General features: G+C 64.3%; 26 protein-coding genes. 10 read left to right on the top strand and 16 right to left on the bottom strand.

From position 1 onward, the window contains the following. Positions 1-126: 126 nt before the first annotated feature. Positions 127-897, bottom strand: a complete 771-nt coding sequence (locus AC1DJB_RS08575; RefSeq protein ID WP_441433822.1) for an IclR family transcriptional regulator — start codon at positions 895-897, stop codon at positions 127-129. Positions 898-1,105: 208 nt separating this feature from the next. On the opposite strand from AC1DJB_RS08575, the gene AC1DJB_RS08570 reads away from it, so the two are divergent. Continuing rightward, positions 1,106-2,422, top strand: a complete 1,317-nt coding sequence (locus tag AC1DJB_RS08570) for an MFS transporter (protein ID WP_284988502.1) — start codon at positions 1,106-1,108, stop codon at positions 2,420-2,422. 184 nt (positions 2,423-2,606) lie between these two features. Then, the gene (locus AC1DJB_RS08565; protein ID WP_059388807.1) at positions 2,607-2,843 is read left to right on the top strand and encodes a hypothetical protein; all 237 of its coding nucleotides are present in this window, start codon (positions 2,607-2,609) and stop codon (positions 2,841-2,843) included. Positions 2,844-2,859: 16 nt separating this feature from the next. Here the strand turns inward: AC1DJB_RS08565 and AC1DJB_RS08560 are convergent, their stop codons facing one another. From AC1DJB_RS08560 to AC1DJB_RS08530, 7 genes are all read right to left on the bottom strand, one after another. Then, entirely contained in the window at positions 2,860-3,147 is a 288-nt protein-coding gene (locus AC1DJB_RS08560) for a MoaD/ThiS family protein (RefSeq protein ID WP_059388806.1), read from the bottom strand. An 8-nt stretch (positions 3,148-3,155) separates the two neighbouring features. Beyond that, on the bottom strand, positions 3,156-4,322 hold the full coding sequence (locus AC1DJB_RS08555; protein WP_306964653.1) for a WD40/YVTN/BNR-like repeat-containing protein: 1,167 nt from the start codon (positions 4,320-4,322) through the stop codon (positions 3,156-3,158). Between the two features lie 57 nt (positions 4,323-4,379). Next, positions 4,380-4,580, bottom strand: coding sequence for a hypothetical protein (locus tag AC1DJB_RS08550; RefSeq protein ID WP_059388808.1), 201 nt, complete (start codon positions 4,578-4,580; stop codon positions 4,380-4,382). Positions 4,581-4,914: 334 nt separating this feature from the next. Then, positions 4,915-6,306, bottom strand: a complete 1,392-nt coding sequence (locus AC1DJB_RS08545) for a GntP family permease (protein ID WP_284988504.1) — start codon at positions 6,304-6,306, stop codon at positions 4,915-4,917. Positions 6,307-6,328: 22 nt separating this feature from the next. Further along, the gene (locus AC1DJB_RS08540; RefSeq protein WP_332603030.1) at positions 6,329-6,964 is read right to left on the bottom strand and encodes a bifunctional 4-hydroxy-2-oxoglutarate aldolase/2-dehydro-3-deoxy-phosphogluconate aldolase; all 636 of its coding nucleotides are present in this window, start codon (positions 6,962-6,964) and stop codon (positions 6,329-6,331) included. Beyond that, positions 6,954-8,612, bottom strand: coding sequence for an N-acyl-D-amino-acid deacylase family protein (locus tag AC1DJB_RS08535; RefSeq protein ID WP_441432855.1), 1,659 nt, complete (start codon positions 8,610-8,612; stop codon positions 6,954-6,956). The genes AC1DJB_RS08540 and AC1DJB_RS08535 overlap by 11 nt, the downstream gene beginning before the upstream one ends. A 10-nt stretch (positions 8,613-8,622) precedes the next feature. After that, positions 8,623-9,957 (bottom strand): type III PLP-dependent enzyme domain-containing protein, encoded by a 1,335-nt coding sequence (locus AC1DJB_RS08530; protein ID WP_441432854.1) that lies wholly within the window; start codon positions 9,955-9,957, stop codon positions 8,623-8,625. A gap of 248 nt (positions 9,958-10,205) precedes the next feature. Between AC1DJB_RS08530 and AC1DJB_RS08525 the strand changes: the two genes are divergently transcribed. From AC1DJB_RS08525 to AC1DJB_RS08510, 4 genes are read left to right on the top strand one after another with little or no spacing between them, the layout of a single operon-like run. After that, positions 10,206-11,237, top strand: coding sequence for a sugar kinase (locus AC1DJB_RS08525; protein WP_441432853.1), 1,032 nt, complete (start codon positions 10,206-10,208; stop codon positions 11,235-11,237). Further along, positions 11,234-11,995: an IclR family transcriptional regulator gene (locus AC1DJB_RS08520; protein WP_441437812.1), complete on the top strand. Its 762-nt coding sequence runs from the start codon at positions 11,234-11,236 to the stop codon at positions 11,993-11,995. Before AC1DJB_RS08525 ends, AC1DJB_RS08520 begins: the two co-directional genes overlap by 4 nt. After that, entirely contained in the window at positions 11,992-12,396 is a 405-nt protein-coding gene (locus tag AC1DJB_RS08515; protein WP_059388814.1) for a RidA family protein, read from the top strand. Before AC1DJB_RS08520 ends, AC1DJB_RS08515 begins: the two co-directional genes overlap by 4 nt. A 34-nt stretch (positions 12,397-12,430) precedes the next feature. Continuing rightward, entirely contained in the window at positions 12,431-13,819 is a 1,389-nt protein-coding gene (locus AC1DJB_RS08510; protein WP_441432851.1) for a sensor domain-containing phosphodiesterase, read from the top strand. 9 nt (positions 13,820-13,828) lie between these two features. On the opposite strand, the gene AC1DJB_RS08505 is transcribed toward AC1DJB_RS08510, so the two are convergent. From AC1DJB_RS08505 to AC1DJB_RS08480, 6 genes are read right to left on the bottom strand one after another with little or no spacing between them, the layout of a single operon-like run. Beyond that, the gene (locus AC1DJB_RS08505) at positions 13,829-14,278 is read right to left on the bottom strand and encodes a rhodanese-like domain-containing protein (RefSeq protein WP_441432850.1); all 450 of its coding nucleotides are present in this window, start codon (positions 14,276-14,278) and stop codon (positions 13,829-13,831) included. Positions 14,279-14,286: 8 nt separating this feature from the next. Continuing rightward, positions 14,287-15,102, bottom strand: a complete 816-nt coding sequence (locus AC1DJB_RS08500) for an IclR family transcriptional regulator (protein ID WP_441432849.1) — start codon at positions 15,100-15,102, stop codon at positions 14,287-14,289. Positions 15,103-15,109: 7 nt separating this feature from the next. Further along, on the bottom strand, positions 15,110-16,723 hold the full coding sequence (locus AC1DJB_RS08495; protein WP_441432848.1) for a beta-N-acetylhexosaminidase: 1,614 nt from the start codon (positions 16,721-16,723) through the stop codon (positions 15,110-15,112). Next, on the bottom strand, positions 16,720-17,628 hold the full coding sequence (locus tag AC1DJB_RS08490; RefSeq protein WP_441437811.1) for a carbohydrate ABC transporter permease: 909 nt from the start codon (positions 17,626-17,628) through the stop codon (positions 16,720-16,722). Before AC1DJB_RS08490 ends, AC1DJB_RS08495 begins: the two co-directional genes overlap by 4 nt. Further along, on the bottom strand, positions 17,625-18,617 hold the full coding sequence (locus AC1DJB_RS08485; protein ID WP_284988513.1) for a carbohydrate ABC transporter permease: 993 nt from the start codon (positions 18,615-18,617) through the stop codon (positions 17,625-17,627). The genes AC1DJB_RS08490 and AC1DJB_RS08485 overlap by 4 nt, the downstream gene beginning before the upstream one ends. Positions 18,618-18,660: 43 nt before the next feature. Next, positions 18,661-19,953, bottom strand: coding sequence for an extracellular solute-binding protein (locus AC1DJB_RS08480; RefSeq protein ID WP_441432846.1), 1,293 nt, complete (start codon positions 19,951-19,953; stop codon positions 18,661-18,663). Positions 19,954-20,168: 215 nt separating this feature from the next. On the opposite strand from AC1DJB_RS08480, the gene AC1DJB_RS08475 reads away from it, so the two are divergent. Genes AC1DJB_RS08475 through AC1DJB_RS08465 form a run of 3 tightly spaced genes read left to right on the top strand, consistent with a single transcriptional unit; the run spans position 20,169 to position 23,432 of the window. Further along, entirely contained in the window at positions 20,169-20,570 is a 402-nt protein-coding gene (locus AC1DJB_RS08475; protein WP_441432845.1) for a metal-sensitive transcriptional regulator, read from the top strand. A gap of 49 nt (positions 20,571-20,619) precedes the next feature. Continuing rightward, a complete protein-coding gene (locus AC1DJB_RS08470; RefSeq protein WP_059388821.1) occupies positions 20,620-20,859 on the top strand; it encodes a heavy-metal-associated domain-containing protein in 240 nt (79 codons plus the stop codon). 8 nt (positions 20,860-20,867) lie between these two features. After that, entirely contained in the window at positions 20,868-23,432 is a 2,565-nt protein-coding gene (locus AC1DJB_RS08465) for a heavy metal translocating P-type ATPase (protein WP_441432844.1), read from the top strand. A 113-nt stretch (positions 23,433-23,545) separates the two neighbouring features. Here the strand turns inward: AC1DJB_RS08465 and AC1DJB_RS08460 are convergent, their stop codons facing one another. Then, entirely contained in the window at positions 23,546-23,818 is a 273-nt protein-coding gene (locus tag AC1DJB_RS08460) for a DUF2277 domain-containing protein (protein ID WP_059388822.1), read from the bottom strand. 40 nt (positions 23,819-23,858) lie between these two features. Continuing rightward, positions 23,859-24,884, bottom strand: a complete 1,026-nt coding sequence (locus tag AC1DJB_RS08455; protein WP_284988518.1) for an EamA family transporter — start codon at positions 24,882-24,884, stop codon at positions 23,859-23,861. Between the two features lie 70 nt (positions 24,885-24,954). Here AC1DJB_RS08455 and AC1DJB_RS08450 point away from each other — a divergent pair, with 70 nt between their 5' ends. Continuing rightward, complete coding sequence (locus AC1DJB_RS08450; protein ID WP_441432843.1) at positions 24,955-25,503, top strand: CGNR zinc finger domain-containing protein; 549 nt, start codon at positions 24,955-24,957, stop codon at positions 25,501-25,503. Positions 25,504-25,548 lie beyond the last annotated feature (45 nt).

The raw sequence follows: 25,548 nt of genomic DNA, 5'->3' as shown, positions 1-25,548 counted from the left end.
CTGGATTCCCTCGGGACGTCCAGAGCGTGCTGCTCCGCCGGGCGGTATGAATCAGACTACACAAAATGTTCACATCTTGCACTAGTGTTCTTATCGCGAACAAAAGTGATAGCTATTAACGCGCCGTCATCGCTGCGGCAGGCGGTCGGCAAGCTCTGACGCCGCGCTCTTCAGCAAGGGGACCACCGCCACCAGCTGCTCCACGCTCATTCGGAAGACAGGGACGGCGGTGGCAAGCGAGGCGAACGCAACGCCCTGGGAATTGAGGACCGGGACGGCGACGGCGCGCATGCCCACCTCGTTTTCCTCGTCCATGATCGCGTAGCCCTGGCGCCGGACCTTCTCGATTTCCAGGCGGAAAGCGTCGCGGTCGGTAATGGAGAACTCCGTCAGCGGCTCCAGTCCGAGCTCTTCCACCAACTGCTTCCGCTCGTCGTCGTCCGCGAAGGCAACTAGCGCCTTGCCCACGGCCGTGGTGTGCAGCATTCCAAGATGCCCCGGATCACTCGTGACCCGGAACATCTGGGGACCGTCCACCTTGTTGACCGTGAGGTGGTGGTGGCCATCCCTGACCGAGAGGATAGTGGCCTCACCGGTCCCCTCCGTGACGCGCTGCAGGATGGGCCGCGCGGTACCCGCAAAGCCGTGGTGATTGGACACCCGCTGGCCCAGCTGGAAGACGCGAAGCCCCAGGTGGTAGCGGCGGCCGTCGGCCTCGTAGTCAACGAATCCGTCGCGGGTCAGGGATCCGAGCAGCCTGTAGGTGGTACTGAAGGGCAGCTCAGCCTGGCGGGCGAGCTCCGAGGCGCTGGCCCCCTTCGGCTCATTACCCAGCAATACCAGGAGGCCCAGGGCCTTGCCGATCATGTCGGTTTTTGTGTCTTCCTTCACATCCATACCTAAAGATTGCCACATCGTGAGAGCTATATCTAGATGGTGAGTAAATATCTTGACAAGTGACTGCGCTCACAGTCATTATTGCTATATCGCACAAGTAGCTCTCACAATGTGGCTACAGTGTGAGGCCGCTGCCGGACCCACAACGACGTTCCAGGTACGCACATTTCAGCCAGATGCGACATCGCCGTCACACAAAAGGAACACCATGAGTCACACGATCCCGTCTACGACGCCGGGCACTGCCACGGCAGGAACGCCGAAGAAGGCCGCCCTCGCCAGCTTCCTCGGTAGCGCCGTCGAGTACTACGACTTCTTCATCTTCGGTTCGGCCGCGGCCCTGATTTTCCCGCACGTCTTCTTCCCCAGCGCCGACGCCAACGCAGCCATTATGTCCTTCGCGACGTTCGGCTTCGCCTACGTAGCACGGCCCGTTGGAGCCATCATCCTGGGGCACTTCGGCGACCGCATCGGCCGCCAGCGCGTGCTGATGTTTACCCTGGTGCTCATGGGCGGTGCGACGTTCATCATCGGCTGCCTCCCCGATTTCAAGTCCATCGGTTGGTGGGCTCCGGCGCTGCTGGTCTTCGCACGGCTCTGCCAGGGCCTCTCGGCCGCCGGTGAACAAGCCGGCGCTTCATCCATGACGCTGGAACACGCGCCGGACAACCGCCGCTCCTTCTTTACCTCCTGGACCCTTACCGGAACCCAGGGCGGCCAGATCCTCGCAGCCTTGGTCTTCATCCCCGTCGTCGCCCTCCCGGACGAGGTCAAGTACGGCATCGGCTGGCGGATCCCGTTCTGGCTCAGCGCCGTGGTGGTCCTGGTAGCGTTCTTCATCCGCCGCACCCTGCACGAACCACCGGCGTTCGCCGAGGCCAAGAAGAACAACCAGATCGCCAAGCTTCCCGTGGCCGACCTTCTGCGGCTGCACTGGGCCGACGTCCTGCGCGTTATCTGCTGCGCCTTCATCTCGGCGGTGAGCACGGTCTTCGGAACCTTGGCCATTGCCTACGCCAAGGACGTGGCCCACGTGAACAGCACCATCACCCTGTGGCTCGTCGTGGCGGCAAACGTCGTCGCGCTTGGCACCCAGCCGGTCTTCGGCCGGATGGCTGACCGGATCGGCCGCAAGCCCGTCTTCATCTACGGCGCCGTAGCCAGCGCCATCATGACGCCGGTGTTCCTTTTGACGCTCGAATCCGGAAACGTGCCGCTCATGTTCCTGGTCTCCGTGGTGTACTTCTCCCTCGGATACGCCGCCGCAAACGCAGTGTGGCCCTCCTTCTACGGCGAAATGTTCAGCACCAAGGTCCGCTTCTCAGGCTTGGCCATCGGCACCCAGATCGGCTTCCTCATGGCAGGGTTCGCCCCGACCATCGTGACGGCAATGGGCGGCACCAAGGCCGGCGGCTGGGTCCAGATCAGCATCTTCACCGGCGTCATCTGCGTCATCGCGGCGGTCTCCGCGATGACCGCCCGCGAATCCTTCAAGACCCCGACGGCGGAGCTCGGCCTGAAGTAGGATGCTCCCTCCAAACAAATCCGTGGTTCCACACCGGCCGCCCTCTGGGCCCGTGTGGAACCACGGATTTTCTTTGTCCCGGAAGTCTTACCCACGGCTAACCCGCACGAAACCACACCGCAACATTGGCCCGCCACACTGGAATAGCCGGCAAATGCTGGCAGCTCCAGCCAGGGAGGCCACCATGTTGAAGGAAGTATCAACCCACCCCACAAGAATCCGCGCGCTTGACCAGCTGCACCGCGGCGACCAGATCGAAGCCCGCCTCTCCGTCGGACCCTCCTACGATGACGTTGTCATCCGCAGGGGCAGCGTCCAGGAAACGGCCCCGGGCATCGGCGTCGTTTGGATCATGGATCAGCTGACGGGCCTGCGCAAGGCCATCAATACCGACGAATGCACAGTCTGGCGAGTGGCCTGACCTGGCCCCGAACCACTCAGCCGCCAGCCACGGACTGGATGATCAAGACCTCCTGGCCGGCAGCTACCTCAGTATCCAGACCCTTCAGACGCCGGACCTCCTCGCCGTTCACGTAAATATTCACGTAGCGGCGGAGCGAACCGGTTTCATCCCGGATCCTCCGGGCCAGCACCGGGTAGTCCCCGGTCACAGCATCAAGCAAGCTTTCCACGGTCACAGCTCCGTCGGCGGGCGTAGTCAGGTAGGACTGCCCGCCGGCGAGGGGCTGGAGAACACTGGGCAAAACCACCGTAATATCGGGCAAGGTCCGTCCTAGGCCGGCAGGCTGGATGCTGCGGCGGCAGCGGCCAATTCGTCGGCTACATCTGCGGAGACGACGCCGGAGACAACTGCAGCCCGGACACACAAAACATCAGGTAGATGCGAGGCGACTTCGATAAAGGACTCGCCCTCATCAGCGCTAACGTAGACCGAACCGCCGCGTGTTCCGAAGTACACCCCGGCAGGTTCAGCAGAATCCACCGCGGCTGCGTCACGGAGCACGGCGTTGTATTCATGGTCCGGGAGACCCACATCCAAACGCTTCCAGGTATTCCCGGCGTCGTCCGTGCGGTGCACCGCGAGATGGCCGTCCGGCGGAATCCGCTCACTATCGGCCTTGATCGGGATCACCCAGGCGGTCCCTTCGCGGCGGGGGTGGGTGAGCATCACGAAGCCGAAATCAGCCGGAAGGCCGTCGGCGATTGAAACCCAGTTCTCGCCGTTGTCGTCCGTGCGGTACACGCCGTGGTGGTTCTGCGCATACAACCGGCCTTCGACGGCGGCATCCGCGGCGATCTTGTGGACGCACTGGCCGAACTCGGGATTGGGATCGGGCATGAAGTAGGCCGAGATCCCCTTGTTGCGGGCCTCCCAGGAGGTTCCGCCGTCGAGCGATCGGTAGACGCCGCCCGTGCTCATGGCGACATGGACGTTCTCCCCGGAAGGATTGACCACGATCGAGTGGGCGGCAGCGCCACCGTAACCCGCGCCCCACTCGCTGCGATGCGGGTGGTCCCAGAGGCCGCGGTTCAACTCGAAGTGTTCTCCGCCGTCGGTCGATTTCCAGACAGAGATCGGTTCGCAACCTGCCCAGACCACGCCGGGCCGGGATGCGGAGTCCGGGTAGATCTGCCAGATCCGTTCCAGAGCGGCATCCGTGCCGTCCGGGAATTTGATGGCGCCTTGTTCGGGCTCGGTCCATGTGGCGCCCAGGTCATCGGAGTGGGCCACGGTGGGACCCCAGTGTTCGGAGCGCACGCCCACCATGATCCGGGGCTTGTCCCCGCGCGTATCGATCCCGATGCTGGGGATCTCGCTCATGAGGAAGTGCGGACCGGAAAAGGACCATTCCTTGCGGTCTGAGCTGCGCGCCAGCCACAGTCCTTTTTTGGTCCCGATCGCCAAGACATAACTCTCTGCGGTAGCCATGCACCCCATGCAACCATCCCGGCGCGGGAGCCGCAACGGTTTTATGAACCGGTCTAGGAAAGCGCCTCAGTCCACGAACTCGGACTGCGTCTCAATGAAGTCCCAGTCGGCGTCGCTCAGCCCGCCGGCCAGCTCTTCAAGGCGCGGACCTCCGACATCCGCAATCCGTTGCAGAACTTCCAGTGGAAGCTCAGTGGCACGAAGGTTTTCGCGCAGCCATTCCTTGCTCTTAAGGTCTATGTCCAGCCACCACATGAAGATCTCCACGTGGACCACCCCTTCCTGTGCAAGTTAACGCTAGGCCCGCGCCGGGTGCACTACAAGGGGCCGAGTACCCCGATCAAACGCCGGATTTCGCCGTGAACCCGGGACCGGAAAAAGTAAAGTGAAAGTAGTTATTCAGATTGGTAGCGGAGTGCTGTTGGGGCACGTAAGCTATTTGTCAGCAGGAACCCCCAAGAACCTGCTCCAAAGTCCGCTCCGGAGTGCGTATCCCCCAATAACGCACTCCGGAGCTCTTTGTTTAAGCCTCGCGACACGCAAAATCCCTGGCGCCCCCGGAATTCCGGAGGCGCCAGGGATTTTCCGTGTCGCTCAGCGTTTAGACGAACTGGTACAGCAGCGCCGCCATGCCGAAGCCCACTACCGAGAGCACGGTCTCCAGCACCGTCCACGTCTTCAGGGTGTCCTTGACTGACATGTTGAAGTACTTGGAGATGATCCAGAATCCGCCGTCGTTCACGTGGCTGGCGATGATGGAGCCGGAGGAGATGGCCATGACAATCAGGGCCAATTGCGGCTGCGAATAGTGCCCGGCCGTGAGCGCCGGGGCCAGGATGCCGCCGGTGGTCACGATCGCGACCGTGGCCGAGCCCTGGGCGAGGCGCATGCCGCAGGCAATCACGTAAGCGGACACGATCACCGGAAGCCCGGCCTTGGCCAAAGTGTCCGCCACCGCGTTGCCAACCCCGGTTGCCGAGAGCACGGCGCCGAAGAATGCGCCGGCTCCAACAACAAGCAGGATCATGCCGACCGGCTTCAGCGAGGCCGAGCTCAGTTCGGAGAGGTCCTTGGCGCTCATGCCCCGGCGCGTGCCCAGGAGCCACATGGAGAGTGCAACGGCAACGGTGAGCGCAATGGCCGGGTTGCCGAAGAACACGAGCGCATCGCGGAAACCACCGGCGGGCAGGAAGACATTGCCGAAGGTGGCGCCAAGGATCAGGAGCATCGGCAGGCCGATGGCAAGGGCAACGACGCTCATAGGCGGCTCGTGGCCAACGGCTTCCTCTGCCTCCGGGATCACGCGGTCCTCCGGAACGGACACTTGCACGCGCTTGCCGATCCACTGGCCCCAGAGAATGCCGGAAGCGAACCAAGCGGGGATACCGCAGGCGAGGCCCATGATGATGATCCAGCCAAGTTCAACGTGGAACAGGCCAGCCGCTGCCACGGGACCCGGGTGCGGTGGCAGGAAGGCGTGGGTCACCGAGAGGCCGGCGAGGAGCGGCAAGGCATACAGAATCAGGGATTTCCCGCCGCGTACCGCCGCCACGTAGACGAGGGGTGCGAGCACGAAAATACCGATGTCGAAGAAGACCGGAATGCCGAGGACAAAACCGGTGACGCCCATGGCCAGCGGCGTTCCCTTTTCGCCGAAGATCTTCACGAGCCTGCCCAGCAGGACCTCCGCACCACCGGAACGTTCCAGGATAGCGCCAAGGACGGTGCCCAGGCCGATGATCAACGTGATGTGTCCGAGGATCCCGGCGAAGCCCTTCTCGATGAGTGCGTCACCGCTCTTGATCGGCGAGCCGACGAGGGCATCGATGCTCACGCCGCCCGCCAGCGCGACGAGCACGCTGGTACCCACCAAGGCAATGAACGGTTCTACCTTGACTTTGATGATGAGAAACAACAGGAGGGCAATGCCGGCCCCTGCCAGGAGAAGCAGGCCGGCGGTATCGTGCCGCAGCCAGTTCAGGAATTCATTCATGGAGGTCACTTTCTGGGGATTCCTACGCGAGGGTGGCGGTGAAGGCGGCGGCCCTGGCCGAAATGTCAGCCCAGTCGCCTGCGGCCACGGCGGAGGGAGGGACCACGCTGGTTCCACAGCAGACCGCTGCGGCGCCGGCGTCGAGATAGCTCTTGGCGTTCGAGGCGTCGATCCCGCCGGAGGGCAGAAGCCGGATGCCAGGGTAGGGACCCTGGAGATCCTTGAGGTAGGCCGGGCCGAGCTGCCTGGCCGGGAAGATCTTGACTGCCGCGGAACCGAGGTCAAGGGCCTGCGCCACCTCCGTGGGTGTCATGGCGCCCAAACTGAAGGGAATACCGGCGGCCGCAGCCACCGCCGCAACCTCGGGGCGGAGGCCGGGAGTCACCAGGAACCGGGCACCGGCGTCGATTGCTGCCTTTGCCTGCTCGGCCGTCATCACGGTACCGATTCCGACGGCGGCGCCGTGCTTCGCGGCGGTGTCCGCCGCCCGCCGCACATGCTTCAGCACGTCCGGGGTGGTGAACGTCAGTTCGACGCTGCGGATGCCGGCGCCGGCCAGTGCGTGGCACAGCTCGGCGGCGTCGGGGATAAATGGCGCACGGACGACGGCGAGGGTGCGGTCGGCTTCAAGCTGTTCGACGAATTCTTCAGGAGTCATGCGATTCCGTACTTCCTGCTCGGGTGCGTCCGTCGGGGCTGCGGCGCAGGGCGCGGCCGGCACGGGCGCCGGTGGGCTTCCCGCCGTCGATCGCTGCCGTCCCGTTGACGAACACGTAATGGATGCCAGTGGCTGGCTTGCGGGGGTTTTCAAAGGTGGCTTCGTCACGGACGGTGCGCGGATCGAAGAGGACGACGTCGGCCGCGTAGCCTTCGCGGACGAGCCCGCGGCGGTCGAGCTTGAGCCGCTTGGCGGGGCGGCCGCTCAAGTGGTGGACCATTTCTTCCAGGGTCAGCAAGCCCAGGTCGCGGCTGTAATGGCCCAGGTAGCGGGGAAAGGTTCCCCAGGCACGCGGGTGCGGCTTGGCTCCGACCAAGAGGCCGTCGCTGCCGCCGGTGTGCGTGCGATGGACCATGATGGCCTGCACGTTTTCCTCGTGTCCGACGTGCTGCAGGATGCCGGTGCCCAAGCGGTCCTCTTGGAGGATCCGAACGAACACGTTGAAGGGTTCAGCGTTGGTTTCGGCCGCGATTGCGGCGATGGTCTTGCCCACATGGCCGGCGAGTGCCGGGTTCTGGACGCCGCTGATCTCCAGGGTGTGCCACTCGGCAACCACGCCATGGCAGCCGTCGGAGCCGTAGATCTCCACGCTTTCGCGGATCCTCGCTAGCGTAGCCGGGTCAGCCAAGCGCGCGAGTGTGGCCTCGGTGCCGCCGGAGGATGACCAGCTGGGCAAGATGGCCGCGAGCGTGGTGGCTCCGGGGAGGTAGGGATAGGTGTCGAGCGTGATGTCGGCGCCGTCGTCGAGCGCTGCGTCGATGAGTTCAAGAAGCTCGCCCGCCCTGCCCTTGTTTTCGGCGAAGTTCATGGTGGCGTGGGAAAGGTGCAGCGCGCAGCCGGTGTCCCTGCTCAGTCCGATCATCTCAGCGTAGGCGCCGAGCGCGCCCTTTCCGTAGGAGCGGTGGTGCGGGGCGTAGAAACCACCCAGCTCCCCCACGGTCCGGCATAGTCCTGCCAGTTCCTCCGTGCGGGCGTACATTCCGGGGGTGTAGGTCAGTCCGGAGGACATCCCTACGGCGCCTTCCTCCATGGCGGTGCGGACCAAGTCCTGCATCCGCTCCTGCTGCTCAGGTGTCGGGTCCCCTTCGGCGAAGCCCATCACGAGGGCCCGTACGGTTCCCTGCGGCACGAGGTAGGCGGCGTTGGTGGCGATCCGGCCCCGGTCGTCTTCCGCGTCGAGGCGGTCCAGGTACTCGCCCACGGTTCGCCAATCCCAGTCGAAATCCTGCGGGTTGTCGTTCCAGCCGGCGATCTTCTCGCGGACTCCGGCAAGCGTGGCGTCGTCCACCGGAGCGTAGGACAGCCCGTCCTGGCCCAACAGTTCGGTGGTGACGCCTTGGCTGAGCTTGGCGTAGTGGTCTTTGTTGACCAGCAGCTGCAGGTCCGAATGGGCGTGCATGTCGATGAAGCCGGGGCTCAGGACGAGTCCCGTGGCGTCGATAGTCCGCTCGGCGCCGGTTCCGCTTGCGGTGAGGGATCCGGCGTCGGCGACGACGGCGATCACCTCGCCGTCCAGCAGGACGTCCGCGGTGCGGCGGTCCATCCCGGTTCCGTCCACCAGGATGGCGTTGCTGATGAGGGTCTTCATGGCGAGGGTCCTAGAAGAAGGTATGGATGAGGTCCACGACGGTTTGGTCACCGTCGGTGTCCGCCAGCACTGGGATGAGGGTCCACTTGTCAAAGGCTGTGCACGGATGCGAAAGTCCGAGGCGCACGACGTCGCCGGGCCGCACGGTGGTGGTGCGGGCGTCGAAGGTCATGAAGCAGTGCTGGTCGTTGACGGCCGTGATCTCGGCACCGCCGAGGGGCAGCATGGGACCACCGAGCGCGGGCCCGATCAGCTGTGGACGCGGCAGGCCTTCGTCAACGGGCAAGTCCCGTTTGCCGGCGTCGAGGATGGCGAGGCCGGGTTCGGGCTGGGACACGACGCGCGCCCAGCCGTGCATAGCTGCCATGAGCGGCTGGCCGCCGTCGCGGGAAAACGGCGAGATGCCCCGGTAGAAGCCGTCGTCGTGGATGATGTAGGCGCCGCTGCGGATCATGAGTTCCACCCGGGGGCTTGCCTCGGAGCCAGCGGTGGCGTAGGGCGAAAGGACGTCGACGACGTCGTCGAAGTAGGCGCTGCCGCCTGCGGTGAGAATGACGGCGTCCGATCCGTAGAGACCCTCCACGAGGAGCCGCTTATGCAGCTCACCCATCTGGCCCAAGTAGCCGCGGACGGCGGCAAGACTGCCGGCGTCGGCCGTGTGGGCCAACGATCCTTCGTAGCCGCTCACCCCCACGAGCCGCAGGTGCGGGGAGGCACTGACGGCGCGGGCGACGTCGAGTGCAGCCTCCACGCCTCGTGCCCCGGTGCGGCCGCCGATCCCGCCGAGCTCAACGAGGACATCCAGGACGGCGTTGCTTCCAACGGCTTCCAAGGTGCGGCCAATAACCTGCACGGTAACGGTGGAGTCCACCCAGGACAGGATCGGCTGGTCCGGACTCGCGGTCTTGGCGACCCATTCGATCGCGTGCGGATCGCTCAGGCTGTTGGCCAGTTGCAGGCGCCGCACGCCGAACGCGCGGGCCACGCGGAGCTGGGCGAAGTTCGCCACGGTGATCCCCCAGGCGCCGCGGCTCAGCTGTTCGGCCCAGAGCTGTGGCGCCATGGTGGTCTTTCCATGCGGAGCCAGCAAGACGCCATGCTCCGCGCACCACGAAGCCAGCCGATCGGCATTGCCGCGCATCGCCCCGGCATCAAGCGTCAACAACGGTGTCTGGAGGTCCTTGAGTTTCGGGTGGGTGGAGAGGAACTCGCGGTGGCTGGTGCCGTTGGCTGTGGCGGGCACGGCTTTGTGCCGCCAGTCGAGCCGGACATCCGCCAGGCGGCCCACGGCGTCCGCCGCAATTGCCCCGGCCTCTGCTCCGGCCCCGGACGTGGAAGTGTTCACCAGTTCGATCCCTTCACGATGCGCAACTTCACTGTGCGCAATTCACTGTGCGCATTCTGCTCGCAAACCCGGTGCGTTGCGTATTTTGCAACGCAGGTTGCAAAGCTGTTGGTGATATGTCTAACATGGTGCAGGATTGGGAGTCAAGGCCGCGGCGTGGCCCGGCACTCCCTGACCAGGCCACGGAAATCCCTTCTTCATTGGGTGTCGAGTGCCGCTGGAAGCGGCAGAGGGAGCGCGCGAGTTTCATGCTTTCAGCTGTATGTGTGGGCGAGACGATGGCCATGCTCACCCCGGTGAAGCCCGTCCCGCTGCACCAAGCCACGGAGCTGCACTGCGGCATCGGCGGCGCGGAATCGAACGTTGCCATGGGCCTGGCTGCCATGGGCCTGGACTCCCACTGGGTAGGCCGGGTGGGCAAGGACGGATTCGGTATCCGGATCCTGGAGGAACTCAGCAGCCACGGAGTAGGCGTTTCCGGCGTCGAGGTCGATCCCGGACGGCCCACCGGGCTTTACGTCAAGGTGCCAGCCCAGGGAACAGACCCCGACGGCGGCAGTTCAGTTTTGTACTACCGGCAGGGTTCCGCCGCATCAGCGATGAGCCTGGGCACCCTGGCGAATCCCGCCGTCGAGCGTTTGCTTAACGAAGCATCGCTCATCCACCTGAGCGGCATCACAGCGGCGATCTCGGCCGAATGCCTTCAGCTGACCGAGGCCATCCTCGCCGCCCCGAGGCACGGCCGCCTCATCAGCTTCGACGTCAATTGGCGCGCCGCGCTCTGGGCCGGCCAGGACCGTTCCGTACTGCGCCGCCTGGCCAATCTCGCCGACATCGTGCTGGTGGGCAAGGACGAAGCCGAGCACGCCTTCGGCACTACGGACGAAACTGAACTGCGGCGCCTCATACCTGATCCCGCCGTCGTCGTCATCAAGAACGAAGCCACTAGCGCCATCGCCCTGGAACGGGACGGGACGCGGTCCGAAGTATCGGCGTTGTCCGTGGACGTGCTTGAGCCGGTGGGCGCAGGCGATTCCTTCGCGGCCGGGTACCTCAGCGGCGTGCTGTTCGGCCTCGGGCAGAAGGCGAGCCTTCGCCGCGGTCACGTCGCCGCAGCCTGCACCCTCACCGTGCATGGCGATCGTGGCCCGCTCCCCGGCTCCGCCCTGCTTTCGGCCATCCTCGATTCCACAGACGCCGAATGGGCTGCGATCCACGTCGCCGCAGGACACTTCAGCAGCCATGACCGAAGCCTTCACGATCGGAGCACAGCACCATGAGCCAAAGCCTGATGCGGGCCATCGACCTGCTAGCCGAGCTTGCGGCCAAACCGGCCACCCTGGATGAGCTTGCCTCCAAGGCTTCGGTACACAAGACAACCGTCATGCGGCTCCTGCACGCCATGGAGGAAAAGCGATTCGTTGTCCGCGATGAGGACCAGCGGTTCATGCTTGGATCCAAACTGTTCGAGCTGTCCTCGCTCGCCCTGGAGCAGCGGGACATCCGCAAAGTGGCGCACCCGTACTTGGCTGAGCTGAACGGAAAGACCGGGCACACCGTGCACCTTGCCGCGTTCGAGGGCAATGACGTGGTGTACATCGACAAATTCGAGTCGCACCATCCCGTGCGGATGTACTCCCGGATCGGCCTGACCGCGTCCCTGCATTCGGCCGCCGTCGCCAAAGTCCTGCTTGCCGACATGCCGCGCAGCCGGCAGGAAAAGATCGCGGCGGGACTCGACTACACAAGAATTACCGACACCACCCTGACCTCGCGGGAGGCCCTTTTGGCCGAACTGGAGCAGGTCAGGGTCCAGGGCTGGGCCCATGACAACGCCGAGCACGAATCCTTCGTGCACTGCATCGCGACCCCCATTCGCGACGCGAGCGGCGCCGTCGTGGCCGCAGCCTCTTGTTCGGTACCGGTGGTGATGCTCAGCTATGAAGGTCTGCTTGAGCTGCTGCCCGACCTCAAAGCCAGCACCGAGGCCATCTCCCGCGACCTCGGCTGGATCAGCCACGAAAGGAACTCCGCATGAGTGAAAAGACTGTAGTACTGACCGAAAACGCTCCGGCCCCGGCGCACGTATTCTCCCAAGGCATCCAGAAGGGCGGCCTGTTCCAGGTCTCGGGCCAAGGCCCCATGGATCCCGCCACCAACCAGTACATCGGCGAGGGCGACGTCCGAGTCCAGACCCGCCGCACACTGGAGAACGTGAAGGCGATCCTCGAAGCCGGCGGCTCCTCAGTGGAAGACGTCATCATGTTCCGCGTCTACCTCACCACCCGCGACGACTTCGCCGCCATGAACGAGGTCTACGGCGAATTCATCACCGAGAACGTCCCCAGCGGCCAACTGCCTAGCCGCACCACGGTGTTCGTCGACCTCCCGCACGAAGTCATGCTCGTGGAAATCGACGCGCTGGCCGTTACGGCGTAAGCCCCGGAGCCCGGCTTGGTGGCACTATTGGGTGATGCCCTTCATGCGCTTTCCCCGGCTTAAGAGGGCGTCTTCCCGGGAGGGACGCCAAGCGAACCGGCTGGCGTCGGCTTCAACCGGATGGTGGCTGCTGGTTGTCGTATTCATCGAGGCTGCAGTCGCCTTGTCTATCCGCCTGCCCTTGGCTTTCGGGCTTCCGCCGTGGGGCGGCATCGATGAAAAGACCGGATTCCCCGCGCTTCTCGCACTGCTGATCGTGCCCCTGGTGGTACTGGCCGCGTGGCGTCTCATGCGGCAGCAGCAGCGGGAACGCAGCCAGGCGTTCCGGACGTCGCGCTTGATGGACACCGTGCTGCACACAAGCATGGACTGGCTGTGGGCCACGGGGCCCGATGGACGATTTACGTTCTGCAGCCCGGCGAGCAAGGACATCACGGGGTACGAACCCTCCGAACTGCTGGGGAGGCACATCACCCGCGTGATCGACCCCGGGGACCTGGCAGACGCACGGGTGGACTGGAAAGCCAGGGAAAGCGGCGACTCCTCGTGGTCACGTGTAATCACCGTGTGCCGCCACCGGGATGGCAGCCGCGTCTTGATTGATGTAGCCGGAAGGCCGATTCGCGACAGGGAGGGCAGGGACTGCGGTTTCGAGGGCACCTGCCGTGTCTTGAATCCAGAGGCAACACGTTCGCGGGCGGAAGTCACTGTCCGCATCCAGGCCTTGCTCAATGACGGCTCACTCATCACAGCATTCCAGCCGATCCGGTGCCTGGAAACGGGCAACGTCGTTGGAGTGGAATCCTTGACAAGGTTCAGCGGTTCCCAGGAGTTGTCCCCCGAGGTGCGTTTCATGGAGGCCGCCTCGGTCGGCCTGGATATCGAGCTTGAGATCCTTGCCCTCCGGACGGCGCTGACCACCGCGGCAGGGCTCCCACCGGATCTGTACATCGCGGCAAACCTCTCACCCCGGGCGTGCCTTGACCCCCGGCTGGCAGCCGCGATTGTGGAGTCGGCCATCCCTCCGCGACGCATCGTTCTTGAGGTCACCGAACGCCATGAGGTGACCAACTATGAGCCGCTCGCCGAAGTGTTGGCACCGTTGCGGCACGCCGGGCTCAGAATAGCCGTGGACGACGCCGGTGCCGGCTTTGCTTCCATGCGCCACATCCTGCAGCTCAAGCCGGACCTCATCAAACTCGATCGCGAAATCATCGCCGGGATCGACACGGATCCAGGCCAGCGGGCGTTGGGAGCTGCGATGGTCGGTTTTTCCTCCGAAATCGGAGCCGCCCTGGTAGCCGAAGGGATCGAGACCGAGGCCGAGCTGGCTGCGGTCACCAAGCTCGGGATGACCGCGGCCCAAGGCTACCTTCTCGGCCGCCCGTCGCTCAGGCCTGAGGACTGGGCGGCTTGGGGGTAGCGATGGCCGCTACCCCTCGGGTTGGTGCGCCGTGACCAGCCCATCGAAGTCCCGAACGACAACGCCTGTAGCTGTCTCCACCGGGAGGCCGTTCCGCGCCCAATACTCAATGCCGCCGATCATCTCCCGCACCGGGTACCCAAGCTCGGCGAACGCCAGGGCCGCGAAGGTACTTCCGTTGCAGCCCGGTCCCCACGAATAGACCACTACTGAGCTCCCAGCGGGGATCAGCTCAGCGGCCCGCGCAGGGATCTGGGCCGTCGGCAAATGTACTGCACCAGGGATATGGCCGTGGTCCCACGACGACTGCCTTCGGGTATCCATGAGCACGAAACTGCCGGGAGCCGCATCGGCGACGTCCATGACGTCGATCTCGAACCGCAACTTCGCCCGGAAGTAGGCGCCTGCGGCACCGTCCGCCCCAACCGCAGCACCGGCGTCGTTCATTGGCGTTTCCATGAGCCCCCCTAAGCCAGCTTGGCGAGTTTGGCGCCTGCCCGTCGCGATCCCAGCTTGGCCGAGATGCGCAGGCTGGTTTCGGCGGCCATGGGACCTACTTCCCGGACGCGTTTGGCGGTCATGCGGGACGACAACGATGAAACGCTGAGGGCGGCCACCACGTGATCATCGTGGCCAAAGATCGGGGCGGCCACGCACCGGACCTCGGGTTCGTTCTCACGGTCGTCGATCGCGTAGCCCCGGCGTCGGATCGCGGCGAATTCAGTCCGCAACTGCTCGGGATCCGTGATGGTCCTGTCGGTGATCGGCACCAGGTCGCCGGCCAGGATCGGAGCCACCACTTCCTCCGGACTGAACGCCAACATGGCTTTGCCGACCGCAGTGCAATACGCCGGCATGGTCGCCCCAACACGCGATGCCATACGAACTGTTGCCTCGTCTTCAACTTTGTCGAGGTAAACCACATCATGGCCGGACAAGACCACCAAGTGGCAGGTGCTTTCCGTAGCCCTCATCAGCACCCTGAGCTCGGCGTTCGCGACGCTACGCAAATCGAGCCGGTCCAGGTATGACTGTCCCAAACGCAGGCAACCATGGCCCAGCCGGAAGCGGCCGCTCTCGGCATCGCGTTCCAGCAGGTTTTCGTCCAACAAGGGCGCGGCCAACCTCAGGACCGTGCTCTTGTTGAGCCCGGAGAGCTTGGTCAGCTCCACCAAGGCGAGTCCGTCCGCGCTCACCGGATGCTCCGCCACCACCGCCAGCAAAGCCAGCGCCTTCCGCAACGAAGCCGAGGAGTTCCGGGCCTCCATGCCGTCAGTACCCACGTGTGTCCTATCCAGCGGCAATGCGCTGCTCGGCGTCGTAATCGCGTTTCCAGCCAGCCACGCCAGGCCTCAACTGCCAGGGATGCGGTCCGGACAGCGGCCGGTATTCCACTCCCATGGCCTCCAGGCGTTCCAGATGCGCGCCTTCGAGCCTGGCCAGGAAACCATCGTAGTCCCGGTTCTCCGGCTGGGACCAGAGCACCTCCGCCACGGCGCTCAGCCGCGGAAACGCGGCGAAGTGGACCCGTCGCGGGGAATCCAGGTGTTCCGTCCAGATGTTGGCCTGCGCCCCGAGGAGCCTGCCCGGGAACGCCCCATCCGCACCCGCGGGCAGGGGTTCGAAGCCGTAGACATCCTGCAGCGTGGTGACAAAACCCACGGGCACGGGTTCGTCGTCGCCGTCGGCCTGCCGGTGGTCCAGGTACAGCCTGTGCTCAGGGCACATGACCACGTCATAACCGCTTTTGAGCGCGCTCATACCGCCTTCATAGCCTCGCCAGGAGGCCACCAACGCACCATCCGGCAGCTCGCCGTCGCCGATTTCATCCCACACGGAGGTAGCCCGCCCACGTGCGTCAAGGTGCCCCGCCAACTGCCCCACAAACCAGCTGTGCAATCCCGAAACGTCCGGCATCCCGAGTTCGCGGGCTTTGGACTGCGCCTGGGCGCTGGATTGCCACTGGGTGAGCGGAACTTCGTCTCCGCCCAAGCTGATCCAGCGGGACGGGAAGATCTCCACCACTTCATCGAGCACGTTGCGGTAGAACTCCAACGAGGTTTGCGAGACTTCCAGGACCGTCTCGTCGATTCCCCAACGGGTCCACACCCCGGGGGCCGCGCCCGTTCCCAGTTCCGGGTAGGCGGCGATGGCGGCCTGGCTGTGTCCCGGAACGTCAATTTCGGGGATGACTGTGATGTGCCGCTCGGCAGCGAACGCGACCACTTCGCGGAGATCGTCCTGGCTGTAGAAGCCGCCGTGCGGAAGCCCGTCGAAAACCCCTGCCCGCCACGAACCCAGTGATGATTCGCGCCGCCACGCCCCGGTCTCAGTGAGCTTCGGGTAGCGGTTGATCTGGATCCGCCAGCCTTGGTCGTCCGTGAGGTGCAGGTGCAGGACGTTGAGCTTGTGCATGGCCATCACCTCGATGAACCGGAGCAGGTTGTCCTTGGGCATGAAGTGCCGGGCCACGTCCAGCATGGCCCCGCGGTACCCGAAACGCGGGTGGTCCAGGATGGATACCTTGGGAACCGGCCATGCGCCGCCCGTCTCCGGAACGGGCGCTTGCCGCAACGCGGCAGGTCCCATCAGCTGCAGGAGCGTCTGCGCGGCATAGAAGGCTCCGGCCGGACCGCCCGCATGAATCACGACGGCGGCGCCCACCTCCAGTCGGTACGCCTCGGCGTCGAGCTCCGGGTCAAGCAGGAGGCTGATACCCGCATCGGCGGCGGCGGCCGGGAACAGGTCCCAGCCAGTGGCCGCGCCGAGGGTCCGGGCGAGCCAGCGGCGCGCTTTGTTGAGCTCCGGATCGGCGGCCAGCGTGGTGGTTCCGTCCAGTTCCAGGAAACCGCCGCTGGACTCCACCGAGGACGGAACAGGAACCAGCAGATCCGCGGCGCTCATCCCTTCACCGCCCCGGCCAGGCCGGATACGAGTTTTCGCTGCACCGCGATGAAGAAGATCAGCACCGGAATGGTCATGATCACGGAACCGGCCATGATGGCGCCCCAATCGTTCTGGTCGGGTTTGAAGAAGGTCAACAACGCCATGGGCAGGGTCTGGTTCTCCTGGGCGGAAATGATGAATGTCTTGGCGAAGAGGAAGTCGTTCCACGTGGAGATGAAGGAAAACACCGAGCATGCCACCACCCCGGGCGCCACGAGCGGGAAGAGGATCGAGCGGACAAAGCGGAAACCGCTCGCGCCGTCTATGCGGGCTGCCTCTTCGATCTCCACCGGCACGGCTGCCACGAAGCCACGAAGCATCCAGATCGCGAACGGAATACTGAAGCCCACATGGACCAGCACCAGGGAGCCGAGCTGGTTCAAGCCCACCAACGGTACGGCCTCCCCGGCATTGCGCAGCAGGAAGAACAACGGAATGGTGAGCGCTTCGACGGGCACCATCTGGGACACGAGAACCACGATCAGCAGCTTGGTGCGCATCTTGAATTGGTAGCGGGTCAGTGCCACGGAGGCCAAAAACGCCAGCACAGTGGAGACGATGACGACCACGAGCGCCACGATTACGCTGTTGAGGAAGTACCTGCCGAAGTTGTTCACTGACAGGACCCGCAAGAAGGAGTCGAAGGACGGTTCCAGCGTGAACGGCGCCGCATCGCCGGCGTCGAGCGCCGTCTTCGGCTTGAGGGCCGAAAGGACCATCCAGAACAGGGGGAACGCGACAAGAAGCGCGATGGCGAGTGCCGCCACATCGGCGCCGAACCGGCGTCGTCCGCCCTTGCGGAACTGTTGCGGCGCGACCGGTGCGGGCCGGTTCTTGCGGAGCGGAACGTCGACGGCGGTCACAGGACTTCTCCCGTTCTCTTGAGGATGCGGAGGTAGACGAGGGTGATGATCATCAGCAGCGCGGTCATGATGACGCCAAGGGCCGAGCCGAGGCCATAAAGGCTGGCCGCGAAGGCCTGCTGGTAGCCGTAGACATTCAGCACGAGGTTCTGCCCGGCAATACCGCCGCCGTTGGTCATGATGTAAATCTGGGAGAAAATCTTGAAATTCCAGATGATGGACTGGATGGTCACCACCATCACGATGGGCCGCAGCATCGGAAGCATGATGCTGCGCGCGATCCGGGGCATGGAAGCACCGTCGAGCCGCGCCGCCTCAATGACTTCGGTGGAGATCGCCTGGATGCCGGCGTAGACCGTCACGAGTACGAACGGGAACGAACACCACACCACTTCGCTGGCCACCAACCCGAAGGCGGACCATTTGTCGTAGGTCCAGGAGTAGCCGTTGAACTGCGTCAAGCCCACCGACACGAGCGCCTTGTTGACGAGCCCCAGCGTGGGGTCGAAGAGGAACAACCACACGGCGCTGCCGGTGACGGCCGGTGTGGCCCAAGCGCCCAAGGAGACTACGAACAGTGCGCTCCGGACCCAGGGCCGGAGCCGCGTGGCCAAGACCGCCAACGACGTTCCCACGAGCAGCGTCAGGACAACGCAGGCGCCTGCGAACAGCACGGTGTTGCCCAGGACGGACCAGAACTCCGGATCGGCGAACAGTTTCTGGTAGTTCTCCAGGCCCGTGAATTGCAGTGGTGCCTTGCCACTGACTTGGGCCTGGCGGTAGTCGTACAAAGAAACGTTGATGAGCTGGAAGATCGGGTATCCCAGCAGCGCGATCAGGACAATGAAAGCCGGGGCCAGGTAGAACCACGGTTCCAAGCCGCGCTTGCCTAGCGCACGACGGCGGGACGTCCCCGCCGTCGTCGGCTTGCGGTTCTGCTCGCGGTTGGCCCCGTTCGTGTCCGCCTTCGCGGACGCGAACGCCGTCACGCCGCGCCGCCTGGCGCGGATCGGCCGTGCTTCACGAACCTCGTCATTTGGATCCGAAGACCTTGTTCATGGCCGCTGCCGCATCCGCAGTAGCGGTATTGACGTCAGCCTTGCCCGTGACGATCTTCTGGTACATGCCGGTGAAGATGCCCTGGGCGTCGATGGTGGACCAGGTTTCGGTCACCGGGACGAAATTGGTGCCGGCGGCGAGGGTCTTGATGAAGGGGTCAAGCTGCGGATTGGACGCGGCAACAGACTTCTGGACGTCGCTGAATGTGGGCAGGTTGCCCATGGCGTCGAACATCTTCTGCTGGTACTTCTTGCCTGCCAACAGCTCGACGAACTCGGCTGCGAGGGTGTGGTGCTTGCTGCTGTTGAAGACGCCCAGGTTGTTTCCGCCGGCAAACGCTGGGGCGATCGAACCAGCCGTATTGCCCGGAACCGGAACCACCGCGAACTTGTCCTTGACCGCACTGGCCGCTACGGCCTTGTAGTTGAAGTCGCCACCGATGGTCATGGCCGATTTTCCGGCGATGAACTGCTGGACGCTGGCGTTTCCGCCGAATTCGGCACACGTCTGGGGCGGGCAGATGTCGTTCTTGAGCAGCCGGGCATAAGCGGAGATGCCGTCCCGGGATTCGGCCGAATCCAAGCCGGAGACAAAGGCGCCACCCTTCTTCGTGGCAATGTTGCCGCCGTTGGCCCAGAGGTAGGGCATGGCGGAGAACTGCGCAGCTCCACCGACCGAAATCCCGAGCATGTCCGGGTTAGCTGCGCGGACGGCGCGGGCCACGGTTTCGACGTCGGCGAGGGTCTTGGGCACCCCCAGTCCGAGCTTCTGCAGCAGATCGGTGCGGTAGTAGAGGGCCCGGACGCCGACGTACCAGGGCACGCCGTAGTTCTTGCCCCCGACGTCCGTGGTGGCCAGGATCTTGCCGTCCAGGTCCTTGGACTCATCCCAGGCCTTGATGTCCGCAGTCATGTCGGACAATCCGCCGGATGCAACGTAGCTGGCAAGGTCTGTGTTGCCGAACTCGGCGACGTCGGGAGCGCTCGAGGGGTCGTTGAACGCGGCCTTGAACCGTTCTGCCCGGCTGTCGACGGGAATGTACTGGACGTCGACCTTGACGCCGCTGTGACTGGATTCGAAATCGGAAACCGCGGCCTTGACTACCGCGGATTTTGGGTCCTGGTTGACTTCCGAGAAGAGCCAGACGCGGATGGTGCCGGACTTCTCATCCGAAGATGACGCGGCATTGTTCGACGTGGGCGGGGCGCAGGCCGTCAGCGCGAGGGCGGCGAGGGCAATGGCAGCCGCAGAGCGTGCGATTTTCAATGGATCCTCCATGGAGAAAAGGGTTAGGTGCCCGGCGGTCCCCCGCTTCGGGTATGGAAGGAAACTTTACAAACATACTTTTGTGAGCGGAAGCACAAGCGGCAAAAGGTTTGCATTGCAAAACGGGAATTTGTAAATAGTTCCATCTCTCATGACAGGTCACATACCCCCGGGGGGTACTTGCTTCATACCCCTAGGGGGTATACATTGGCACCATGAGCACGATCGATGTGAACCCCACAGATTTGAAGTCCACGGATTTGAACCCGGTTGACCTGAACATCGCCCAGCCGGGCATCGAAGTCGAGGATGGAGCGCATGCCCAACGCGGCTACTCTTCCAACAAGGACGCCTACTTGCGGCGCCTTAAGCGGATCGAGGGCCAAGTACGCGGTATTGCGCGGATGGTGGAAGAGGACAAATATTGCATCGACATCCTCACCCAAGTCTCGGCAGTCACTAAAGCCCTGCATGCCGTGAGTCTCGGGCTCGTGGAGGAACACATCGGGCACTGCGTCGTCGGAGCCGCCTCCGAGTCGGATCCCGTCGTGCGCGCGGAGCAAATCGACATCAAGGTCAAGGAGGCAGCCGATGCCATCGGGCGCCTGCTGCGGTAACCCCGCAAGCACTCACCACACCATTCAACTCACCACCAAGGAGCACGCCATGGGCCACACCGCCACCATCCAGACGAACGTCAGCGTTTCCGGCATGACCTGCGGGCACTGCGTTTCCGCAGTGAGCGAAGAAATTGAGTCCTTGGCGGGAGTGGAAAATGTCGAGATCGATCTGAACGCCGGCGGAATCTCCACCGTCACCATCACCTCCACCCAGGAATTGTCGCCGTCCGAAATCGGCGAAGCCGTCGCCGAAGCCGGCTACCTGGTAGTCGCCAACGAGGCCTAGGGGCCAATGTGAGCAATCACGAGATCCTCCACCAAACGGGCACCCGCATCATCGAACTCGACATCGAGGGCATGACCTGCGCATCATGCGTGGCCCGCGTGGAGCGGAAACTGGGCAAGCTCGACGGCGTGGAGGCTTCCGTCAATCTCCCCCTCGAATCAGCCCACGTCACAGTCCCGGACAACGTCACGGACCAACAAATCGTGGACACAGTAAACGCAACGGGCTACAAAGCCTGGATCCGCGAATCGAGGCCCAGTCCGTCCACGGCCCCCTCCGCCGACCACACCCACGATCGCGAAACCGATATGCTCGGCGCGCTCGCTCCTTCGTCGCTTAGACGCGCGCTGCCGCATACCGGCCCCGCGATCGAGTCCAGCAACGAAGGCAGCACCGGTGACGGCGGCGCTGTAGAACATGACCGCAGCAATAGCGCGCCGGAACATGACCACAGCGACGGTGCCGGTGTTATGCGGCAGCGTGCGTCTAAGGGAGGAACGACCGAGCACGCCGAGCATGGCGCCGGTGGCGGCGCGCAAGGCGACCACAGCGCCCACGAAGACCACATGCATCACGGCCCCGCGTCCCGCCAGCTAAGGCCAAGACTGATTGCCGCCGCCATACTGACGGTTCCGGTCTTCGCCATCTCGATGGTTCCAGCTTTGCAGTTCCCGCACTGGGGATGGGTCGCCGCTGCACTGGCACTTCCCGTGGTGACGTGGGCTGCCTGGCCCTTCCATCGTGCGGCCGCCATTAACGCACGCCATTTCGCTTCGACCATGGACACGCTCGTCTCGATTGGTGTCTTGGCCGCATACCTCTACTCCGCGTGGCAACTCTTTGCCAACCCCATGATGACCGAACACCCGGGCATGGAGTCCACGGGAGGCATGGGCGGCGGGCTGTACTTCGAAGTTGCCGCCGTGGTCACCACGTTCCTGCTTCTGGGCCGCTATCTCGAGGCCAACGCCAAAGCGAAGGCCGGCGACGCCCTTAAGGCCCTCCTGAACCTGGGGGCGAAGGACGCTACGGTGCTGCGCGACGGCGTCGAGCACAAGATCCCGGCCGAGCAACTCGTAGCCGGGGACATCTTCGTGGTCCGCCCGGGAGAGAAGATCGCCACGGACGGCCTGGTGACGAGCGGTTCATCCGCCGTGGATGCCTCCTTGGTCACCGGTGAATCGGTGCCCGTGGAGGTCGGCCCGGGAAGCCAGGTCACGGGCGCCACCATCAACACTTCGGGCCGTTTGCTGGTCCGCGCGACGCGCGTCGGTTCCGAGACGACGCTGGCCCAGATGGGGCGGTTGGTCAGCCAGGCGCAGACGGGCAAAGCCCCGATCGCACGGCTCGCCGATCGGATCAGCGCCGTGTTCGTGCCCGTCGTGCTGGTCATCGCCCTGGCTACTTTCGTAGTCTGGCTCGCGCTGAGCGGGGACCTCAATGCCTCGTTCACGGCTGCCGTGGCGGTGTTCGTGATTGCTTGCCCGTGTGCGCTTGGGCTCGCGACTCCCGTTGGCCTCCTGACCGGGACCGGCCGGGGTGCGCAGCTCGGCATCCTCATCAAGGGCCCACAGGTGCTTGAAGATACGCGCACTGTGGACGCCATCCTGTTGGACAAGACCGGAACCGTCACCAGCGGCAAGCTGGCCGTCGGACATACCCTGGCCTTGAACGGGCACTCCCCCGCCGACGTGCTCTCTCTCGCCGGCGCCGTCGAGGCAGCGTCGGAGCATCCCATCGCCCACGCGATTGCCGCTGCCGCCAAGTCCGCAATGCCCGACGCCGGCCCGCTCCTCGCACTGAAGGACTTCAGTTCCGCCCCGGGCGGCGGAGTCCGGGGAATGGTTGCGCTGAACGGAGCCGGAAACGGCACTGAGCGAACGGTCGTGGCCGGCAGGACCGGCTGGCTGGAAGACAACGGAATCTTCCCCGACGATGCACAGCGCCGGGCCCTGGCAACTGAGGAAGCCGGCGGCGCAACCGCCATCTGGGTTGCTGTCGACGGGAAGCCCGCTGGAATTGTTACGCTAAGGGACACTGTCAAACCCGGTTCGGCGGCAGCCATCGCGAAGCTCAAGGAACTCGGGATTCGCCCTCTCCTGCTGACTGGAGACAACGCTGCGGTCGCCGCCCAAGTGGCCACCGCCGTCGGGATCTCCCCGGAAGATGTGTTCGCGGGCGTCCTGCCGGAAGGCAAAGTGGACGCGGTGCGGATGCTCCAGGCCCAGGGGTCCACTGTGGCCATGGCCGGGGATGGAGTCAACGACGCCGCAGCCCTGGCGCAAGCCGATCTTGGCATCGCCATGGGATCGGGCACGGATGTGGCGATCGAGGCCTCGGATCTGACCGTGATGGGCAGTGACCTTGGCCAGCTGGTGCAAGCCATCGAGCTGTCCCGGAAGACGCTGTCCACCATCAAGACAAACCTGTTCTGGGCGTTCTTCTACAACGCCATCGGTATCCCGGTGGCAGCCCTTGGTTTGCTCAACCCGATGCTCGCCGGTGCGGCCATGGCTGCGAGCTCGGTCCTGGTGGTCGCGAATTCGCTGCGGTTGCGCTCCTTCGCAAAGTAGCCCCGCCCACCGAAGTCCCGGCCCACCCAACTTACTCGCAGTTGTTGTCGTTATCCGGCGCGAAAACGACAACAACTGCCAGTCAGTTGGGGGAGCTAGCAGTTTGGGGGCAGCTAGGCCGTTCCGAACCGAACGGCCGCGCGTGCCCTCGCTTTGGCCGCCTCCTCGTCGCGATTGCGCGCTGGCGCATGGGTCACGAGCGAATCGAGCAGATGCTGGGTGATATGCGCGATCTCATGGACAGCCTCGGCGAAGGCCTCCTCGTTGGCCTTTGACGGCTTGGTGGTGCCGCTGATCTTGCGCACGTATTGCAGCGCTGCGGCTTCTACCTCTGCGGAGGTGGCTCGTGGCTCGAAATTGTGGAGGGTGTGGATGTTCCGGCACATATCAACATGCTAGGCCCAGTCCCCTATCAAGGCTCGGTTTTTAGAGCACCCTCTCCGAGGGCACCGGCTCGACGTCGTTCGCGTGGTCAAGCTCGGGGGCCACTTCGCCGAAGCCGGCAGCATCACGCTTGTCCGCCCGCAGTTCGTCGATTCGCACCAAGACCACTCCGCACACAATGAGTGCCCCGCCCACGAGCTGGATGGCTCCGGGCAGTTCGGCCAGCAACAGCCAGGCCCACACCACGGCGAACAACACTTCAGTGAGCGAGACGAAAGATGCCACCTTGGACCCAAGGCTTCGGGCTGCCATGATCCCCGTGACGTAGGACAGCACGGTGGACAGGATGACAAGGCCGGCGATCGAGACCCACCACGGCGTGGTCCACGGCCCGAGGTGCGTATCCGCCGTGGCGAAAGTCATGGATACCAGACCGGTCCCGCCGGCAATCCAGATAAGGATTGAGCCTGCCATGAGACCGCCGGCGGCCAGCACGATGGGCGGCAAGGTGTCGTTCTGCTTGGCCGTGATGAAGAAGTAGATGACCAGGCAGACGGCCGCGGCCATGCCCCACAGGACGCCGACGAAGTCGACCTTCACGGCGCCGGTGAGATCGAGCACCAGGACGAGTCCGCCGAGGGAAAGCAGCGTTCCAAGGGCGGTGAGGGCCCTGGGTCGGCGTCGGCTCGCGGCCCACAGCCACAAGACGATCATGGTTGGCGCGAGGTATTCGAGCAGGAGGGCGACCCCCACGGACAGCCTTGACACCGCATTGAAGTAGAAAAGCTGGCACCCCGCAACACCGATCACGCCGAACAACAGGATGGTGAGCCAGTTGTCCTTGAGCTGGTGCCAACGGCCCCGGAGAGCGATGACGGCCGGGATTACCAAGATGAGTGATGCGCCGCTCAATCGGATGGCAACTGCCGCGCCGGGGGTCCACCCGGTTTCCAGGAGGGACTTGGCGAACGAGCCGGACAAGCCGAAAACCGCTGAGGAAAAGAGCGCGAGCCCCAGGCCCGACGCCATGAAGCCCGCAGCACCAGCCCGGTTTGTTGCAGCTGACACAGCAGCCTCCTGTCAGGAGTAAAATGGGTTACGCTGCTGACAATACTCCCGAGAGATGTAAGGAGTCAAAGTGCTTTTTGCACCTGACACTGAAGTCGCGCTTCGAACCGTGGTCAATTTGATCAATACGGCCGCCAACGGGACCGAATCCCTCACGAGTGCCGCCGAGCTTCACGCCTTCCTTGACGCGGAAGAATTCACGGGGACCAGGGAGGGAACCGAGGCGGAATTGGCCAGCGTGAAGCGACTTAGGAGCCAGCTAACCTCCTTGTGGACAGCGGATGAGGACGCGGCCGCAAAGACCGTCAACCAACTCCTCACCGACGCGCGCGCACTTCCCCAGCTGGTCAAGCATGATCATTGGGATTGGCACCTACACGCAACCACCCCTGAGGCGCCCCTCGCGGAACGCATGGGCACGGAAGCTGCCATGGCACTTGTGGACGTCATCCGCAGCAAGGAAATGGACCGCCTGCGGGTGTGCGCAGCGGACGATTGCGACGCCGTCGTGCTGGACCTGAGCCGTAACCGCTCCAAGCTCTATTGCGACACGGGCAACTGCGCCAACCGGGCGCACGTCGCCGCTTACCGGGCCCGGAAAGCATCGGGGGCCGAATAAGGGGAGGGCGTCACGTCGTGCAGCTTTTCAAGGTGCACGACGGCG

It is taken from the genome of Arthrobacter sp. 01T428 (genome assembly GCF_056398685.1).
This window is presented reverse-complemented; position numbering and strand designations above follow the sequence as displayed.

Coding starts and splice junctions, on each gene's coding strand:
- AC1DJB_RS08570 (WP_284988502.1), top strand. CDS start 1,106: ATGAGTCACACGATCCCGTCTACGACGCCGGGCACTGCCACGGCAGGA.
- AC1DJB_RS08460 (WP_059388822.1), bottom strand. CDS start 23,818: ATGTGCCGGAACATCCACACCCTCCACAATTTCGAGCCACGAGCCACC.
- AC1DJB_RS08575 (WP_441433822.1), bottom strand. CDS start 897: ATGGATGTGAAGGAAGACACAAAAACCGACATGATCGGCAAGGCCCTG.
- AC1DJB_RS08470 (WP_059388821.1), top strand. CDS start 20,620: ATGGGCCACACCGCCACCATCCAGACGAACGTCAGCGTTTCCGGCATG.
- AC1DJB_RS08535 (WP_441432855.1), bottom strand. CDS start 8,612: ATGAAGACCCTCATCAGCAACGCCATCCTGGTGGACGGAACCGGGATG.
- AC1DJB_RS08545 (WP_284988504.1), bottom strand. CDS start 6,306: ATGAATGAATTCCTGAACTGGCTGCGGCACGATACCGCCGGCCTGCTT.
- AC1DJB_RS08540 (WP_332603030.1), bottom strand. CDS start 6,964: ATGACTCCTGAAGAATTCGTCGAACAGCTTGAAGCCGACCGCACCCTC.
- AC1DJB_RS08505 (WP_441432850.1), bottom strand. CDS start 14,278: ATGGAAACGCCAATGAACGACGCCGGTGCTGCGGTTGGGGCGGACGGT.
- AC1DJB_RS08475 (WP_441432845.1), top strand. CDS start 20,169: ATGAGCACGATCGATGTGAACCCCACAGATTTGAAGTCCACGGATTTG.
- AC1DJB_RS08555 (WP_306964653.1), bottom strand. CDS start 4,322: ATGGGGTGCATGGCTACCGCAGAGAGTTATGTCTTGGCGATCGGGACC.
- AC1DJB_RS08525 (WP_441432853.1), top strand. CDS start 10,206: ATGCTTTCAGCTGTATGTGTGGGCGAGACGATGGCCATGCTCACCCCG.
- AC1DJB_RS08510 (WP_441432851.1), top strand. CDS start 12,431: ATGCCCTTCATGCGCTTTCCCCGGCTTAAGAGGGCGTCTTCCCGGGAG.
- AC1DJB_RS08515 (WP_059388814.1), top strand. CDS start 11,992: ATGAGTGAAAAGACTGTAGTACTGACCGAAAACGCTCCGGCCCCGGCG.
- AC1DJB_RS08495 (WP_441432848.1), bottom strand. CDS start 16,723: ATGAGCGCCGCGGATCTGCTGGTTCCTGTTCCGTCCTCGGTGGAGTCC.
- AC1DJB_RS08520 (WP_441437812.1), top strand. CDS start 11,234: ATGAGCCAAAGCCTGATGCGGGCCATCGACCTGCTAGCCGAGCTTGCG.
- AC1DJB_RS08565 (WP_059388807.1), top strand. CDS start 2,607: ATGTTGAAGGAAGTATCAACCCACCCCACAAGAATCCGCGCGCTTGAC.